Source organism: Bacillus sp. HY001 (assembly GCF_007558965.1).
In the GTDB taxonomy this organism is placed as follows: Bacteria; Bacillota; Bacilli; order Bacillales; family Bacillaceae_G; genus Bacillus_A; species Bacillus_A mobilis.
The window spans coordinates 1-15,597 of sequence record NZ_VLTE01000051.1; the positions used below are offsets into that span (position 1 = coordinate 1).

Annotated in this window: 22 protein-coding genes and 1 other annotated feature; of the genes, 12 read left to right on the forward strand and 10 right to left on the reverse strand. The window is 35.0% G+C overall.

Annotation, left to right across the window (positions count from 1 at the left end; all coding sequences use genetic code 11):
• The 3 genes from FOT98_RS21700 to FOT98_RS32485 all read left to right on the forward strand — a co-directional run.
• Positions 1–147: zinc ribbon domain-containing protein (locus FOT98_RS21700; RefSeq protein WP_144291144.1), on the forward strand; the 147-nt coding region annotated here is incomplete at its 5' end.
• A gap of 156 nt (positions 148–303) precedes the next feature.
• Positions 304–1,077: a hypothetical protein gene (locus FOT98_RS21705; RefSeq protein ID WP_063261921.1), complete on the forward strand. Its 774-nt coding sequence runs from the start codon at positions 304–306 to the stop codon at positions 1,075–1,077.
• Positions 1,078–1,326: 249 nt separating this feature from the next.
• Complete coding sequence (locus FOT98_RS32485) at positions 1,327–1,488, forward strand: hypothetical protein (protein WP_016088745.1); 162 nt, start codon at positions 1,327–1,329, stop codon at positions 1,486–1,488.
• A gap of 2 nt (positions 1,489–1,490) precedes the next feature.
• On the opposite strand, the gene FOT98_RS21710 is transcribed toward FOT98_RS32485, so the two are convergent.
• Complete coding sequence (locus FOT98_RS21710; RefSeq protein WP_063261922.1) at positions 1,491–2,393, reverse strand: aminoglycoside phosphotransferase family protein; 903 nt, start codon at positions 2,391–2,393, stop codon at positions 1,491–1,493.
• Between the two features lie 106 nt (positions 2,394–2,499).
• On the opposite strand from FOT98_RS21710, the gene FOT98_RS21715 reads away from it, so the two are divergent.
• Positions 2,500–2,997, forward strand: a complete 498-nt coding sequence (locus tag FOT98_RS21715; protein WP_063261923.1) for a hypothetical protein — start codon at positions 2,500–2,502, stop codon at positions 2,995–2,997.
• A gap of 48 nt (positions 2,998–3,045) precedes the next feature.
• Here FOT98_RS21715 and FOT98_RS32490 read toward each other — a convergent pair whose 3' ends face one another.
• From FOT98_RS32490 to FOT98_RS21725, 3 genes are all read right to left on the reverse strand, one after another.
• Positions 3,046–3,195: a hypothetical protein gene (locus FOT98_RS32490; RefSeq protein ID WP_063261924.1), complete on the reverse strand. Its 150-nt coding sequence runs from the start codon at positions 3,193–3,195 to the stop codon at positions 3,046–3,048.
• Between the two features lie 18 nt (positions 3,196–3,213).
• Positions 3,214–3,387, reverse strand: a complete 174-nt coding sequence (locus tag FOT98_RS21720) for a hypothetical protein (protein WP_000343557.1) — start codon at positions 3,385–3,387, stop codon at positions 3,214–3,216.
• 70 nt (positions 3,388–3,457) lie between these two features.
• Positions 3,458–4,822 carry an MATE family efflux transporter gene (locus FOT98_RS21725; RefSeq protein ID WP_063261925.1) on the reverse strand — a complete coding sequence of 455 codons (1,365 nt, stop codon included), beginning with the start codon at positions 4,820–4,822 and terminating at the stop codon, positions 3,458–3,460.
• Between the two features lie 181 nt (positions 4,823–5,003).
• On the opposite strand from FOT98_RS21725, the gene uppP reads away from it, so the two are divergent.
• Positions 5,004–5,798 carry a bacitracin resistance undecaprenyl-diphosphatase gene (gene uppP, locus FOT98_RS21730; protein WP_063261926.1) on the forward strand — a complete coding sequence of 265 codons (795 nt, stop codon included), beginning with the start codon at positions 5,004–5,006 and terminating at the stop codon, positions 5,796–5,798.
• A gap of 28 nt (positions 5,799–5,826) precedes the next feature.
• Here uppP and FOT98_RS21735 read toward each other — a convergent pair whose 3' ends face one another.
• Together FOT98_RS21735 and FOT98_RS21740 are read right to left on the reverse strand one after the other, a co-directional pair.
• On the reverse strand, positions 5,827–6,414 hold the full coding sequence (locus FOT98_RS21735) for a thioredoxin family protein (protein WP_002070995.1): 588 nt from the start codon (positions 6,412–6,414) through the stop codon (positions 5,827–5,829).
• A 33-nt stretch (positions 6,415–6,447) separates the two neighbouring features.
• On the reverse strand, positions 6,448–6,879 hold the full coding sequence (locus FOT98_RS21740; RefSeq protein WP_063261927.1) for a regulatory YrvL family protein: 432 nt from the start codon (positions 6,877–6,879) through the stop codon (positions 6,448–6,450).
• 162 nt (positions 6,880–7,041) lie between these two features.
• Here FOT98_RS21740 and FOT98_RS21745 point away from each other — a divergent pair, with 162 nt between their 5' ends.
• The gene (locus tag FOT98_RS21745) at positions 7,042–7,461 is read left to right on the forward strand and encodes a MarR family winged helix-turn-helix transcriptional regulator (protein WP_000081442.1); all 420 of its coding nucleotides are present in this window, start codon (positions 7,042–7,044) and stop codon (positions 7,459–7,461) included.
• 136 nt (positions 7,462–7,597) lie between these two features.
• Complete coding sequence (locus FOT98_RS21750; RefSeq protein ID WP_000184933.1) at positions 7,598–7,753, forward strand: hypothetical protein; 156 nt, start codon at positions 7,598–7,600, stop codon at positions 7,751–7,753.
• 22 nt (positions 7,754–7,775) lie between these two features.
• Here the strand turns inward: FOT98_RS21750 and FOT98_RS21755 are convergent, their stop codons facing one another.
• Positions 7,776–9,011 carry a dicarboxylate/amino acid:cation symporter gene (locus FOT98_RS21755; protein WP_063261928.1) on the reverse strand — a complete coding sequence of 412 codons (1,236 nt, stop codon included), beginning with the start codon at positions 9,009–9,011 and terminating at the stop codon, positions 7,776–7,778.
• A gap of 1,186 nt (positions 9,012–10,197) precedes the next feature.
• Here FOT98_RS21755 and FOT98_RS21760 point away from each other — a divergent pair.
• Positions 10,198–11,541, forward strand: a complete 1,344-nt coding sequence (locus FOT98_RS21760; protein WP_000454120.1) for a TrkH family potassium uptake protein — start codon at positions 10,198–10,200, stop codon at positions 11,539–11,541.
• 33 nt (positions 11,542–11,574) lie between these two features.
• Here the strand turns inward: FOT98_RS21760 and FOT98_RS21765 are convergent, their stop codons facing one another.
• On the reverse strand, positions 11,575–11,967 hold the full coding sequence (locus tag FOT98_RS21765) for an imidazole glycerol phosphate synthase (protein WP_116758375.1): 393 nt from the start codon (positions 11,965–11,967) through the stop codon (positions 11,575–11,577).
• A gap of 265 nt (positions 11,968–12,232) precedes the next feature.
• On the opposite strand from FOT98_RS21765, the gene ytfJ reads away from it, so the two are divergent.
• Both ytfJ and FOT98_RS21775 read left to right on the forward strand, forming a co-directional pair.
• Positions 12,233–12,700: a GerW family sporulation protein gene (gene ytfJ / locus FOT98_RS21770; RefSeq protein WP_063261930.1), complete on the forward strand. Its 468-nt coding sequence runs from the start codon at positions 12,233–12,235 to the stop codon at positions 12,698–12,700.
• 108 nt (positions 12,701–12,808) lie between these two features.
• Positions 12,809–12,898, forward strand: a complete 90-nt coding sequence (locus FOT98_RS21775; RefSeq protein ID WP_000608225.1) for a hypothetical protein — start codon at positions 12,809–12,811, stop codon at positions 12,896–12,898.
• 351 nt (positions 12,899–13,249) lie between these two features.
• On the opposite strand, the gene FOT98_RS21780 is transcribed toward FOT98_RS21775, so the two are convergent.
• Both FOT98_RS21780 and FOT98_RS21785 read right to left on the reverse strand, forming a co-directional pair.
• A complete protein-coding gene (locus FOT98_RS21780) occupies positions 13,250–13,489 on the reverse strand; it encodes a YkuS family protein (protein WP_061678665.1) in 240 nt (79 codons plus the stop codon).
• A 245-nt stretch (positions 13,490–13,734) separates the two neighbouring features.
• Positions 13,735–13,974 (reverse strand): DUF3911 family protein, encoded by a 240-nt coding sequence (locus tag FOT98_RS21785; protein ID WP_063261931.1) that lies wholly within the window; start codon positions 13,972–13,974, stop codon positions 13,735–13,737.
• Between the two features lie 59 nt (positions 13,975–14,033).
• On the opposite strand from FOT98_RS21785, the gene FOT98_RS33295 reads away from it, so the two are divergent.
• Complete coding sequence (locus FOT98_RS33295) at positions 14,034–14,249, forward strand: hypothetical protein (protein ID WP_071722330.1); 216 nt, start codon at positions 14,034–14,036, stop codon at positions 14,247–14,249.
• A 141-nt stretch (positions 14,250–14,390) separates the two neighbouring features.
• Complete coding sequence (ilvE, locus tag FOT98_RS21795; protein WP_001005497.1) at positions 14,391–15,287, forward strand: branched-chain-amino-acid transaminase; 897 nt, start codon at positions 14,391–14,393, stop codon at positions 15,285–15,287.
• Between the two features lie 16 nt (positions 15,288–15,303).
• Positions 15,304–15,531 (forward strand) — a binding site (T-box leader).
• Positions 15,532–15,597: the final 66 nt, after the last annotated feature.

The window sequence follows — 15,597 nt, forward strand, 5'->3', positions numbered from 1 at the left end:
TCATGTTGCGGAGTAAAATACGACCATTCAGTTCAACCAGAAGGACAGTGGAGTTTAAAAATACGTGAGTGGCGTTGTGCTTCATGCAATAGCCATCATGATAGGGATGTAAATGCGTCGATAAATTTATCAAGATGGGTACAATAAATGCTTGATAATAGGAGGTAACGATACTGCCTCGTGTGGAGTGTTATACCCCTCGTCCCTTTGGGGCTGCGAGAACACGATGAAGCACTAACTTGTGTGGATTTGATTGAATTGTATAGATTTAGTTAAGTTTATCGTATCGGAGATGAAGAGCAAGTGCATGAGAAAATCGCAATCAAAACGATGACAGATTATCATTTGTATGATTTTATGCGTTGTCCGCATAAATTTTATTTTCGTCATATAAAAAGAAGAGAACCTTCTTCGTTTGAATGGCAACAAATCGCACAAATGATTGTGAATCGAATTATTAACGAATATTACACACTACCTGCGGGCCAACAAACGAAAATCGTACTTTTAATATTAATAGAAAAGTATTGGAAAAAAGTAAGGGTTAATATGTTTGCTTCAAAGACGGAGTATTATATTGTGTTAGCGAAGTTAACGGATCATTTATTACAGTTTGTTGAAAGAGATGATAGTCAAACACCGCCGTTATTTTTATATGAAAAATTTCAAACATATATGGAAGAGTTAGGTGTCCACATGTCATTGACATTAGAAGTTGGTGAGTGGAGTACTGAGTCGTTTGTAATTAAAAAGTATGTTGTCGATGCGGATGAGGAAATGCTTGTTCTTTGTCAAAAGTTAATGACAGTATTCAGTTATAAAGCTTTCGGCATTCTTCCCGGAAAAATTGAAGTTATTAATTTAATAGAAGGAACTAAGTACGAGTACGTTCCGAAACAGGAAGATATTATAACTGGAATGGCTGATTTATCTAGAATGAAAGCAATGTTGCAACAACCTGAGCATTATACAGAGCGTCATTTTCGTTCTGAGTGTATAAGTTGTGCATTTCGTAGCGAATGCCAAGGGGAAGAAGTAAAAAAAGAAGCGAAGCAGAAGAAAAATATCGTACATTAAAGGATGCAAATTTGCATCCTTTTTTGTTATTGACATGAAAAGCTTTTCATCATTTACCGTATATTTGTAGCAGATTTTAATAAAGTGAAACTTTAATCAGTGGGGGGGTTCTTCATCCCCCACTGATTATTAGTTGAACCAATCGGACTTTTATGGGCAGTTGATCCCCGCCTAACTTCTTTGCTTTCGCTGAATTTGGAGGTGGGGGTCTTACTGCCCATTAAAGCGGGATAAAGGGAGGAATAATCAATGAAAGATGAAACGAAAGTATTTCAATGGTTAAAAGAACAGAATGCTCCTTTTGGAATTCAACTGCAAATTTTACAAGCATTTCAATTGTATCAAGTCATTGTTGAAATGGATAAAAAGTTAATGATGTATGAGGAGAGAGAGTATAGGGAGAGAATGTAATCTCATCCCTGTAGTATTACTTTCAGGTGCTCTGTACACGCTAGGAATTCAAGTTCATTCTTTGTTTCAAAGTTATAAATCATATTATGTAGTAAAGGACTGTATTGATAAAAACTCGTAATGCGGTGAATGAGTAATGGGTCATCGTGTGAAATAAGCGTACTGTATTGTTCATATACTGATGTAGTAAATTCACGTCCGAAATCATAATATAGCCCAGCAAAATCAAAAGCAGGATCGCCAATTTGAGCATCACCAAAATCGATAATCCCTGAAATGTTTTTGTTCTGCTTATTAAATAAAATGTGATGATGTGTAAAATCAGCGTGAATAATTGTATTTTGAAAAGTGGTTGTATCGATAAAAGTAAAGAAATTTTCGAATAACCGATTTAAAGATGATTTCTGTAACGAAGTAAAACTATTAGTAACATACTGATTTAACTTAGTTTGTAGCTCTTTCCAGTAGGTAAGTGTTTTTTCAACAGGGAGTCCTAACTTTGTACCTTGTTTTAAAGGAATACTATGTAGGGTTGCAAGGAAGGTAGCTAATTGTGTAATAATAGTTTGTAGTTCTTTATCCTCAAGCTTGATTACTATGTCTGTTTTTAATGGTTCACCATGAATGAGTGTATAGTAGCTACAAAGTGGAACCGCATCAGTATCATTTCTATATAATAGGTGATACTGTGGAACCTCAATTTCATGTAGTGAACAAGAGAGAAGTGTGCATAGTTCTTTTTCTAACGGAATTCGCATTGCATATTCCTGTTTTCGAGGGAAACGAAACAGTAGTTCATCATTTACGATAACAGCTACATTATCCCACCCTTCTTCATTTTGTTTATAGGAATGTATAGAAAGATTAGGCAAAGCTTCTTTTATATATTGTTTGTAAGAGTCCATAATTGTTCCTCATTTCTAAGTTAAGTTATTCATAGTTTATGATATCAGAATTTTCTTTCTATATGTTAAAATATAACTATCATTATGAAGAGGGAGCAGGATTGTTATGAAGAAAAGAATACTAATTACTTCTTTATGTATCGCTTTTGGATTGTTTTGGTCATATAAAGAGGAGGTTTTTGCTAGCTATAAACCGATTGATCAGTACGGGTTAAACAAGGGATTACAGAACAAAAGTATAGAAACTTTAACTCATAATGAAATGAAAAAGGTAGGAGAACATTTTGTGACAGAGCAATTATCTGTGTTTGAGTTTAAAAATAAAGAAGATGTGAAACGAAAAGCTGAAGAAATATTTTTAAATAGAGGGTATGACCGATTAATAGAAAATTATTATCCAAATCGTTTTCGAGATTTAGAGTATAAATTTATAAACGAGGATATGCGTGAAGTGACGGATGAAAGTTTTCTCTATCAAACTGTAGCGTACGTTGCGGGTACTGAAAATGGTAAGAGAAGCGAAATGAAATTGAGTTATGAAATGAAAATTGTAAAGGTTAATAATATATTTAAGGTGCTAGAACAAAAGCAGTATGTACAATAAAGTGTTACAAATAGCCGATAAAAAAATCCCCCAGTTCTTTGAGGGATTTTAAAGGTTTTCATTTTGTTGACCAAGTTCTTTTTGCGCAATGTATAAATTTCCTTGTTCGACTTGTTTCTGAGTAAGAACAGAATCACCTGCATACCCTTTTTCTGTTTTTACAGTACTTTTCGTATGATTGGAATTTTGTTTCTTCATATAATATGTCACCTTTCCTTAAAAATAAACAAAAATGATAAGCACAAGTAGTACAGCAGCGAAAATGGTAATACCCATTAAAAAGGAAGTGTTTTTATTTTTAGGTGGCTTATGTACATCTTGTCGATATCCAGGTGAAATTTCAGGGGCGAATTCTTCATCGAATGATTGCTTTTTTTCTTTTTCGTCCATATGTATCCACCTTTCTTTTTCATTATGTTATACGTTCAAAGAAAAAATATGCATAAAGAAAACCGCCCCTCTATCGTGAGCGGCGGTTTTCTGTTGTATATTTCCTTTGAACTTGAAAGAGACGGACGAGAAGGAAGATAGCACCAAATGCTAGACCGATAATAAGACCGATCCAATATCCTTTTGCTGCCCAGTCAGTATACGTTGCTAATATGTAACCGAGAGGGAGACCTATTACCCAATAAGCGATTAATGTCATAATTAAGGAAACATTTACGTCTTTATAACCACGTAGTGCCCCTTGTACAGGCGTTGCAATTGCATCTGAAATTTGAAATAAAATCGCAAATATGAGAAATTCTTTTGCTAGATGATGTACTTGTATATCTGTCGTATAAATAGAAGCAATTTCATCATCAAAGAAGTAGAGAAGAATTGAGTATAATAGGGCAAATGCAAGTGCTAAGCCAATTCCAATAAATCCATATTGTTTTGCGTTATTATATCGCTTTGCTCCAACTTCGAATCCAACAGCGATGGTCATTGCCATTGCTAAACTTAAAGGAGTCATATATAACAAGGAAGCGAAGTTCATAGCTGCTTGATGCGCTGCGATTGTTGTCGTACTAAAATTACTCATCATAAGTGTCACTGCAGCGAAAATACTCGTTTCAAAAAAGATAGCAAATCCGATAGGGACGCCAAGTTTTAAGAACTCTTTCCAACTTGAAAGAGAAGGACGATATAATTGTTTAAAAATATGGAAAGATGCGAAAGGCTCTTTCGTACGAATAATAATAACGGTAATAATTAAAATGCACCAATAAGTTGCTGCAGATGCAATTGCTGCTCCGACACCACCGAGTTTTGGAAAACCAAAATGACCGAAAATTAATACATAATTCAATACTACGTTAATTGGTAATGATAGTAATGTAATGATCATTGTTGTGCGAGTTTTTCCTAATGCATCAATAAATCCGCGTAAAACAGTGTAAGTAAATAAAGGAATAATTCCAATTGCAATAATACTTAAAAATTGTGCAGCAATACGTTCCACAGGTTCTTCCAGGCGCATGCCGTTTAAAATAGGTGAAACAGCGAAGAAACCGATAAGGATGACCACGAAACTAGCACAAATTGCTAAATATACTGCTTGTATGATAACTTGGGGAACATCCTCTTTTTTCTTTGATCCAACGAGCTGTGCAACAATTGGAGTAGTAGCCATCAAAATGCCTGTTAATCCGGTACTAACGGGAAGCCATATACTCGTTCCGATAGCAACACCCGCTAAATCAAGAGGACTCGCGTGCCCTGACATTGTCGTATCAAAAAAACTCATTGCAAATAATGACATTTGTGTTACGAAAATCGGGAAAAATAGTAATACAAATTGCTTTAATTTTTGTGAAAATGAATTAGTTTCTTTCATAAAAGCCCCTTTCCGCATAAAAACAAACCCTCACTATCATACAATTTAATTAAAAAATAGAAAAGAAATACGCGCTTCGAACATATGGAAGCGATAAAAAAAGGATGCACTTTGAAAAGGGATAAGGTATTATGATAAGGTGTGAAAAAATTACATATTCGTTATTAAGGAGGCACTACTCGTGGCTGATTGGTTAATTGGAATAATCATGGGTGCTGTTGAAGGTTTAACAGAGTTTTTACCAGTTTCATCAACAGGACATATGATTTTAACAGGTCATTTACTTGGATTTGACGATGAGAGAGCGAAAGTTTTCGAAGTTGTTATTCAATTGGGATCGATTTTAGCAGTTGTTGTTATATTTTGGAAGCGTCTATGGTCTTTAGTAGGTATAGGGAAAGTAACAGAGGGACCATCGTTAAATTTATTACATATTATTATCGGGATGATTCCTGCCGGCATACTTGGCGTATTGTTCCATAGTGCGATTAAAGAAGTTTTATTTGGGCCAGGCCCAGTTGTCATCAGTTTAGTGGCTGGTGGTATTTTAATGATTGTTGCTGAGAAGTTTTCGAAACCAAGTACAGCAAGAACATTAGATGAAATCACATATAAGCAAGCATTTACAATTGGAATGTTCCAATGTTTAGCGCTTTGGCCAGGGTTTTCTCGTTCTGGTTCTACAATAAGTGGTGGTTTATTAGCTCGCGTGTCACATACAGCGGCGGCTGAATATACATTTATTTTAGCAGTACCAATGATGGTAGCTGCAAGTGGTTTAGATTTAATTAAAAGCTGGGATGTATTAAGTACGGCTGATATCCCATTATTTGCAACAGGATTTATTACAGCATTCATTGTTGCGATGCTTGCAATTGTTTCATTCTTAAAATTATTAGCTCGTGTAAAACTAACACCGTTCGCTTACTACCGTTTCATTTTAGCTGCGGTATTCTATTTCTTCTTCATTATGTAATAAAAAAACTGCCGAGTTCGGCAGTTTTTTATTTTACTACTTTTTCCATCATACTTTCCATTACATGTTCCCAAAGAGAAGTGTCATCCGCTAATGTAGCACGGAAGTTAGCGTACATTTCTTTTTGTTTTTCCTCGAATGTTGGATCTTCTTTTTCAGGCAATGTAGCGCGCATAGAAGTTACTAATTCTTGTACTTTTGGAGCGCGTGGTCCCCAAACGGCTTGTTCATTTCCATCTTTATCAATGAAAATAAAGATTGGAATGGCACGTGCTGTTCCATTTGTTAAATATTGATCCATTAATTCTAAGTTTTCATCGCGAATTAATAATCTCATATCAATATTTGCAACTTCAGAAATTCGTTTCATAACAGGTACGCATAAAAGAGCGTCACCACACCAATCAGCAGTTAATACGATAACACGCCAGCCATCATTTTGGCGTTCTTCTAATACAGGAAGTAATTCATTTGGAATTAAAAAGTTATTGTAAATGTGTAGTAGCTCGTATTGATTTACTTTCATTTCATTCACATATGTATCAAAGGACATACCTTTATCAGCCCATTGTTGTAAGTTCATAAGTAACACCTCTTTAGTATGATTTGTTTTCATTGTACCAATTTTTATATAGAAAAGCTTGTATTCTTACTCTTTCTTGTCGCTTAATAATGTATTTACTAGGAAAAAGAATAGTACGACACATAATTCAGCTATGTTGGACAGTTGTACGCTCTCTATCCAATCGTCGGCAGTATGAATGACGAACCAATCTAACGTAATTTCAATGATTGCAAAAAGGGTAATAGCCAGCCGATTGGGCATGTTTCTTGTCATTGGGTATAGCAACGCCTTGAGGAAACCGAATATAAAGAATGTAATACCGTCTAAGAAAGTGATTAATAAAAAAAATAGAAGTAAAGCAGTGCGTGATCTATACTCTATACCTGTCATATGAAAGATTCCTACATATACAAAGAAAATAAATGCAAAAATTATAATGAGAAATAGAATAACAAAACCAATAATCAAAGTCTTATCTTTTAGATTAAGATTAGAAAATTTGTCTTCTTCACTCACTATCTCATCTCCTTTTTTTGGAAATTTAATTTTATTGTATCATGAAATGTATATTAAAAAACTACGAATTATGGGAAAATAAGGTGACAAAAAGTAAGATTTCATGTAAAATTATTAATAAGGTTTTTATTTAATTAAATGAAATAAAAGGAGCTGTCAAAATTGTCTCAAAATCGAGAGCAATTAATGGAAGAACTATCGACAAATGTGTTTGCTATGTTTCGCACGTTGCGTAATGATATTGGAAAAATATTTGGTGGTTACATACCGTGGAATGAGTTCATCGTCCTTAGAATATTGAACCGTACGAATAAAGAAATGGTATCACGTGTAGCTAACGAATTAAATGTATCGAATAGTCATATTACAGCTGTTACAGAAAAATTAATTAATAAAGGCTTTGTAACCCGTTCACGTTCTACATCAGATCGCAGAGTTGTATATTTAGAGATTACAGAGCAAGGAAAAGATTTGGTTGCGAAAATGGAAGGGGAGAAAAAGAAATATTTACAAGAAAGATTCTCCGCCCTTTCAGAAGAAGAAATGAATATCATGATATCTATTTCTAAAAAACTTATTTAATTCGTTACAAATAAGAAAACGCTTACATTAAAAAGGAGAAGACCTTCCTTATATGAGGAAGGTCTTCTTTCGTATGTAAAAGATTATAAAAAAGAAAATATGTAACATACTACTAGTAAAGGAAGGGGGCAAAAATATGACAAATCGAAATGGTAGTAAAGGGAGCGGAAATCAAGGCTCACCGAAATCAGGTCAATTTCAGCAAGAGTTTAGCACTGAATTTGAGACTGGTAATGATAACAAAGGAAAAGAATATCGTTCGAAAAAAGGAAGTAAATCAAAAAAAGAGTGAATCATTTCACTCCTTTTTTGATTTAAGATGCTGCAGATTGATCCGTATTATATTTTTCTTCTGATTTTGCGACAATCATTGCGCAAATCGCATCGCCAGAAATATTTACAGCTGTTCGTGACATATCTAGAATACGGTCAATACCGATAATTAAGGCAATACCTTCTACTGGTAGATTTACTTGATTTAAAACCATCGTAAGCATTACAAGTCCAACGCCTGGTACACCAGCAGTACCGATACTAGCTAGTACAGCAGTTAATACGACGACAGCTAATTGGGATATAGTAAGCTCAACTCCATATACTTGAGCGATAAACACAGTTGCTACACCTTGCATAATGGCAGTACCATCCATATTGATAGTTGCACCTAGTGGTTGTACAAAAGAACTTATCGCTTTTGGAACACCAAGTTTTTCTTGTGCTGTTTTCATTGCAAATGGAAGAGATGCATTAGAGCTAGATGTACTAAATCCAATTGCCATTACTGGTCCGAAATGTTTAAAGAAACGGACAATGCTTTCTTTTGCTAATACCTTTAATAATCCACCATAGACGAAGACGCCGTGAATAATAAGTACTAGCATAACGACAATCATAGACTTGAACATCGCAGCGACGCCTGCAAGACCCATTTTACCAACGGATGAAGCGAGCAATCCAAATGTTCCGATTGGAGCTAATTTCATAACGAGATTAACAAGATACATCATTAATTCGTTGCCCTGTTCAAGTAATGAATGGATACCTTGAACTCGTTTTCCTAAAATAGCGATACCGAGTCCGATTAGTACGGCAAAAGCAATAATTTGTAACATGTTTCCATCAGCCATCGCTTTTGCTGGGTTATCTGGTACGATATTGAGTAGTGTATCGACGAAAGATGTTTCGGTTTTTGCACCTTCATATTTAAGCCCTTCGGTTTTAAAGTTACCACCAGATCCTGGTTGTATAATCAGTGCAAATGTAACTGCAATAGAAATGGCAACGGCTGTAGTGACAAGAAAGAATGAAATTGATTTTAAGCCGATTCTTCCAAGTTGTTTCGGGTCTCCAAGCCCAGCAGCCCCAAGCACGATAGAAATGAACACAACAGGAACAACTAGCATTTTAATGAGTCGAATAAACAATTGACCAAGTGGATTGAACACATATTGATTTAATGGTTCAAAAATGGATGGTGCAGCTAAATTTAAAGTGAGTCCGACAACTAAACCGAGAAATAATGCAATTAAAATTGCTTTTGTTTGTTTCAATATAACCCCCCCTTATTTTTGTGAAATTACTTTCTACATTAATTGTACCGAAAAACTACCTATTTTGACAATATTTTCTGAATATTTAGTATAAAAATATCTATTTAAATATAGATTGCTTTTGCTAGAGTAAGCAAAAAATCGGGAAATCTAGTTAGAAAACAAAATAGACCATCACATAGGATGGTCTAGGGAAGGGGACAATTTATGTCAATTTAATTAGGGATGGAAGTTGTTCAAGACACTGGGGAATGTCTTATAAATTAGGGAGGAACAACTTCGATACATATACTATAAAAGGTGGATGTGACCCCTATGTGAACATAGGGTGAAAGAGAGAGGGAGTTTTACATAAAGGATAAAGTAAACAAAAAAATAAGACCATCACAAATGATGGCCTAAGGAAGGGGACAATTTATGTCAATTTAATTAGGGATGGAAGTTGTTCAAGACACTGGGGAATGTCTTATAAATTAGGGAGGAACAACTTCGATACATATACTATAAAAGATGGATGTGACCGGGGTGTGAACATAGGGTGAAAGAGAGAGGGAGTTTTAAATAGAAGCTAGAGTAAACAAAAAATAAGACCATCACATAAGAGATGGTCAAGGAAGGGGACAATTTATGTCAACTTAATTAGGGATGGAAGCTATTCAAAGACACTGGGGAATGTCTTATAAATTAGGGAGGAACAGCTTCGATACATATACTATAAAAGATGGATGTGACCGGGGTGTGAACATAGAGTGAAAGAGAGAGGGAGTTTTACATAAAGGATAAAGACAAAAAAATAAGACCATCACATAAGAGATGGTCAAGGAAGGGGACAATTTATGTCAATTTAATTAGGGATGGAAGTTGTTCAAGACACTGGGGAATGTCTTATAAATTAGGGAGGAACAACTTCGATACATATACTATAAAAGATAGATGTGACCTTGGCGTGAACATAGAGTGAAAGGTATGAGGATTTGAGAAATGATACATATAACATGATTGTTGCGAGAGTTATAGAGTGAGAATAAATAGAATAGAAAGTGTCTCGTCATAAAATGAAATAAAAGTTGAAAACTATGAAAAAAAGGATTATGCTCAACTATATTATGAGAATATAAGGTTTATCCCGCTATGTAAGGTTTGTTATAAGCTTTTAGTTATGAGGAGAAAAAGGGAGTTAGTGAATATGGAAGTAACGAAAAGACAAGGGTTGTATAATCGTTTTATACGATTAAATCCACCACAAATATTAGCATTAGGTTTTTTCTGCTTAATTGTGGTTGGCGGTTTGTTATTAAAGTTACCATTCGCAACGAAAGTACATATTAGTTGGGTAGATGCTTTCTTTACGGCAACGTCAGCAGCAACTGTAACGGGATTGGGAGTAGTAGATACTGCAAGTACGTTTACGATGTTTGGCGAGATTGTTATTATGTTTTTAATTCAAACAGGCGGTTTAGGTCTTATGACAATTGCCATTTTAATTGTTTGGGTATTAGGTAAAAAAATCGGATTACGCCATCGATTATTAATTGGAGAGGCATTTAATCAGACAAATATAGGTGGTCTTGTAAAATTAGTAAAACGTGTCTTTATATTTTCAATTTGTATTGAGTTGATTGGAGTCATCTTTTTATCATTTCGCTTTATTCCAGAGTTTGGTTTTGGAAAAGGTGTATACTATAGCATTTTTCACGTGATTGCATCTTATAATAATGCTGGATTTGCTCTATGGCCGGATAACTTAACAAGGTATGTAGGAGATCCTATTATTAATATAGGGATTTGCTCTTTAATCGTAATAGGTGGTCTCGGTTTTACTGTATTAATTGATATATGGTATAGCCGTAGTTTTCGAAAACTATCGCTTCATTCCAAAATTATGATTGTTGGAACAGTAGCGTTAAATGTTATAGCGATGATTGTGATTTTTGTATTGGAATATAATAATGTGAAGACGTTAGGGAATTTACCTTTAAATGAAAAGTTATGGGCTTCTTTTTTCCAAGGTATTACTCCTCGTACTGCTGGATTTAATACAGTTGACTACGGGGGTATGGAAGAATCATCTATATTATTTACGATGGTTTTAATGTTTATTGGTGCAGGAAGTGTATCAACGGGTGGAGGGATTAAATTAACAACGTTTGTTATTTTAGTTACATCTGTCCTTTCTTTCTTTAGAAAGAAAGAGGAAATCGTATTATTTCAGCGCACAATAAAAATGTCGACAGTAACGAGAGCGTTAGCTATTGCTGTTGCCAGTCAAATCCTCATTTTTGCAGCTGTATTTGTATTAATGCTTACAGAAAACTTCAGCTTTATTCAGTTACTATTTGAAACAATTTCAGCGTTCGGTACAGTAGGGTTAACGATGGGGATTACTGCAAAGCTATCAGCGTTTGGAAAATGCATTATTATGTTTGTTATGTTTTGCGGATTAATTGGACCGTTAACACTTGTGTTTTCTTTAGCGCGACCAGCAAAACAAAAAATTAAATATCCATCGGAAGATGTATTTACAGGATAAGGTATCCCGCATAAGCGAGATACCTTTTTCATTTTAAAAAAGGGAGAACAATAATCCGACAAGTGCTACTCGGAATAAAATTGCAATGAGTGCTGCAATTCCGCCGACAATCGCAGCGATACCACCAGTTACAGTAGCTCCGCGATTATAAGCGTAAATCCCTAGTAATACAGAAACAAGACCAAATAATGTTGGGAAGGTAAAGAGTGATAAGATAGATAAAGCAAGAGCGATAAAGCCAGCAGTTGATCCAGCGGCTGACGATCTTACATCATCTTTATGATCTTTCTCATCGTAATCATAATCAATGCGCTGTGGTGCAACCTCAGCTGCATATTCTTCGTTATAGTCACTATAATCACTATCTATTCTATCTCTTTTTTTATACTCATCAAATTTCTCAGTCAAAGTCATAACTCCTTTCATAACAAGGTTCAATAGTAGTATGTTTCTCTTTTTCTTTTTTATCCCACTTTAATGGGCAGTAAGCCCCCCACCTCAAAATTCAGCGAAAGCAAAGAAGTTAGGTGGGGGTCGGGCTGCCCATTAAAGTCCGATTGGTGAGGGCTAATAATCAGTGGGGGATGAAGAAAACCCCCACTGATTAAAGTTTCACTTTATCCGAGTATGTACAGGAAGTAATATCCATTTAGAAGGAAGAAATTGTTTTTTTGAAATAGGAAAAGTTAGTATGACTTCCTCTATTTTGGAAAGTATAAAAAAGAATAAGAAGGAAAGGGTGCAATACATAATGGAACATCCAATTGAAAATTTAATGAAAACAGCAATGACAAATTTAAAAGAGATGGTAGATGTAAATACAATTGTCGGAAGCCCAGTTTCAACGGCTGATGGAAATGTAGTATTAACAGTATCTCAAGTGGCTTTTGGTTTTGGTGCCGGCGGAAGTGATTTTAAAGGTGATTTTATTTCTGAAAAACATAATAACGGACAAGGGCAACATAAAGAGAACAAGCAAAGTCATCCATTTGGAGGCGGAAGCGGGGCTGGGGTTTCTATTAGTCCAGTTGCTTTTTTAGTAGTTGGTGCTAACGGTGTGCAAGTATTGCACCTCAATAGTAGTACGCATTTAATTGAAAAGGCTTTAAATACTGTACCAAGCACTGTAGATAAATTTGTAAATGGTCGCCAAAAGTGAACTTGCATTTTTTAGGAATTATGATATATTAGAAAAAGTGCGCTTTAGGATGATCGGAATAATTGAACTGTAAATATATATGATGTGTGGAATAAGGGAGAGGAATTTATGATTAATATCAAAAACTTAGTAGTTGGCTTATGTATGTTAGTAAGCGGTTTTGTTGTATATGTAATAAAAGAAAAAGCTCCATTCTAAAACAGACAAACCGTTACCGTCTGTTTTTAATTTGTAAAAAATGTTGACAAGTTATTGTATTGGTGTTAAAATTTTAATTCGTGTCTCGGTTACAGCTAGTGTAAAGTAAATAAATCTTATAAATATAATACGAAAAGTTTGCGAAAGATCGGGTAGTCTTACCAACAACTTTTGTGAACAAACCCTATAAATTATAATTGTAGGCTTTATAGGTATACTAGTGAATCAAGGAGCGGTCATTGGAACCGTGATGATGAGAGAGAGGTAGGGCTTTCATCCAGTATATGTTACTTTCCCGTTAGGTGAATATAAAAAAGAGGACTCCTTTTCAAAAGGAGTCCTCTTTCTTTTTTAAGTGCGGCTCTCAACTTGCTGACAAATTTCATCTGTTGTTAAACCATGAGCTGTAATTACCGATCCCTTAATAGATGTATCTGCAATACCCATCATATTGGAATCTTGCCCAGTTACAACACAACAATCGCACCCTTGTGCATCATGTTCGGAGTGAAGGGTAACGACCTCATGTCCCTGTTGCTTAAGAGCTTGTTGAACATCTGTTAATGAGTTTTCAACGCCAATTCTAGCCATAATTCTCACCTCCTACCATCTAGTTGCTAGTATGCTCAAGTACATCGCATATATTTATGCAAAGACGGTAGGAAGCCTATATTTATTCTGTTATTGAAGGATAGCTTAATTAACGTATCACTTTATCCCGCTTTAATGGGCAGTAAGACCCCTACCTCAAAATTCAGCGAAAGCAAAGAAGTTAGGTGGGATCGGGTTGCCCATTAAAGTCCGATTGGTGAAGGCTGATTAAAGTTTCACTTTATTTAGTCGTTATATACACCAGTAAGCATTTGACTTACGAATTGATCGTTTAAAGTATCTTGGGCGGAAGAAGTATTTGAATGAATGTCGATTGAAGCAATAAAATTATTATGTTCTTTATTATTTGGTTCTACCTCTACATAATTATCGAATTTACAAAAACCTCTCGTATCCATTAGATCAAATAGTTGAAGCATTTCTACTACCTCTTGTCTCGTTCCTTTAATTTGTACACACGCCATATTGATTTCCTCCTTCATTTTGACAAATTGTTTTTTAAAAATAGGATTATGATTGCGAGATGAAAAATATGAATGTTATTTTTAGACAGCGTTATTTTTCTTATTTTCCCCCTTTTTCAGCAAAAGTCGTTGTATATTCCCGAATTTATAAAAACGGACGTCCGTTTATTGAATACAATAGATTCGTATCAATTGATGAAAATCCTTCTTTTAAACAAATATTTTTTTTAGTGGAATTTGGCGAAAAAAATTTTTTGACTTTTTGTAAACGTTAACAATGCTGTCAAATCAATATAATCAAAGATGTACGTACGATTAAAAATTATAAATTTTCTAAAAATTCACTTGATTTATTTAGAAAGGAGAGTAAACTAGGAAACAATAAAAAATTCATAGAACATAGGAGGCGCTTTCCAGTGAATGAGCAATGGATTTTCTTAAATGGAGAATTTGTTCCAAAAGACGAAGCAAAAGTTTCAGTATATGATCATGGTTATTTATATGGAGATGGAGTATTTGAAGGAATTAGAGTTTATAGCGGTAATGTTTTCCGTTTGAGAGAGCATCTTGTCCGGTTATATGAATCAGCAAAATCCATCATGTTAGAAATTCCATATTCTTTAGATGAAGTAACGAATATTGTTGTTGAGACGATTCGACAAAATAAATTATCTAATGGATACATTCGCCTTGTTGTATCGAGAGGTGCAGGAAATCTTGGATTAGATCCTGATTCTTGTAAGAAACCGAATGTAGTCGTAATTGCAGAACAACTATCTTTATTCCCACAAGAATATTATGAAAAAGGGATTCCGGTTGTAACAGTTGCAACGCGCCGAAACCGTCCAGATGTTTTGTCGCCTCAAGTAAAATCACTAAATTACTTAAACAATATTTTAGTTCGTATTGAAGCGAAATTAGCTGGAGTACAAGAAGCACTTATGTTAAATGATCAAGGATACGTAGCTGAAGGCTCAGGAGATAACGTGTTTATTGTAAAAGGAAATAAATTAATTACACCACCAAGTTCTGCTGGAGCGTTAGAAGGTATTACACGAAACGCTATTTTAGAAATCGGTGAAAAACTTGGATATGACGTTAGAGAAGAATTATTTACAAGACATGATGTATATGTAGCTGATGAAGTATTTTTAACAGGAACGGCTGCTGAAGTAATTGCTGTTACGACAGTAGATGGTAGAACGATTGGTTTAGGGCAAACAGGTCCACATACGAATCGTTTATTAGAAGAATTCCGAAAGTTAGTTATAGAAGATGGAGAGAAAATTTACGAAGAAAATAAAGTTGGATAACAACTTTTAATAACATAAGAAAGCGTTGAGAGGGAGGAGTAGTTGATTGTGAAGCCTCACAGAGAGTCGGTGGTTGCTGAAAACCGATGGTTCACGTCGACGAACATCGCCCTTGAGTGCTAAGCTGAAGCATTTGTCTAGGCTTAGACGGTAGCTCCGTTATTAGCTAGACTCATTAATGGGTCACTGAGGCAAGAGTATTCTTGCGAAGAAGGGTGGTACCGCGAAATCTTTCGTCCCTTCAGCACATAGCTGGAGTGTGGACGTAGGATTTTTTTTATTGATAAAAGTTTTCAAAAAGGGGGCTTAT